Origin of the sequence: Streptomyces calidiresistens (assembly GCF_014141525.1) — a bacterium.
Lineage (GTDB): Bacteria > Actinomycetota > Actinomycetes > Streptomycetales > Streptomycetaceae > Streptomyces > Streptomyces calidiresistens.
The window spans coordinates 1-647 of sequence record NZ_VKHS01001327.1 but is presented as its reverse complement, the minus strand read 5'-3'; the positions used below and the strand labels follow the sequence as shown (position 1 = coordinate 647).

At 74.2% G+C, this 647-nt stretch carries 1 pseudogene; it reads left to right on the top strand.

Annotated features, from left to right (window positions below):
- Positions 1 to 23: 23 nt before the first annotated feature.
- Positions 24 to 647: pseudogene (locus FOE67_RS27125) on the top strand (hypothetical protein); the annotation flags it as partial.

Here is a 647-nt window from a genome sequence, read left to right as displayed (position 1 = left end):
GCCCTGCCACGGTGCTCGGCACGGTGACGGTCCGGGAGGGTGCCCTGCGGCCGGGCAGGCACGAATGTCCCCCCGCGGTCCGGGAAACCCTCGCACCCCTGCTGTCGCTCGCCGAGCGGGAGGTGGTGAAGGAGGAGGAACTGGCGGGGACGGGGGTGCCGGCCCCCGACTCGCCCGGTCCGGCCGAGCGGGAATGGCTGACGAGTGTGCTGACCGCTTCCCGCGGGGGAGCCGTCCACGTGCCGACCGAGTGGGAGGCGTCCGACCGTACGCGGCGCGCCACCCTCCGGACCCTTGCCCGGGCGGTCGATCTCCACGGCCACCGGGGGGAGGACTACCGGGAGACACTCTGTTCCGCCGTGGTCTTCGGTGAGGATCTCGCGTCGGATCCGATCCTGGCGGGACTTCCCGAGGCGGAAAGCTGGAGGGGGACGTTGCTCCGGCATTACTCCGTCGGGGCGTGGCGGCGACTGTGGGCGGCGCTGGTATCCCGCGTCGATGCCGGGGAGAGCGGAGCGGGCCGCACGGCGGGGGAGTTGCGCGACTGGCTGGCTGACCGGGCCCCGACCGGCACGCTGCGGGGTCTCCTGGAGGATCTCCCCCCGCTCGATGCCGCGCACGGTCGGTTGGCCCCGGCCGAACGCGAG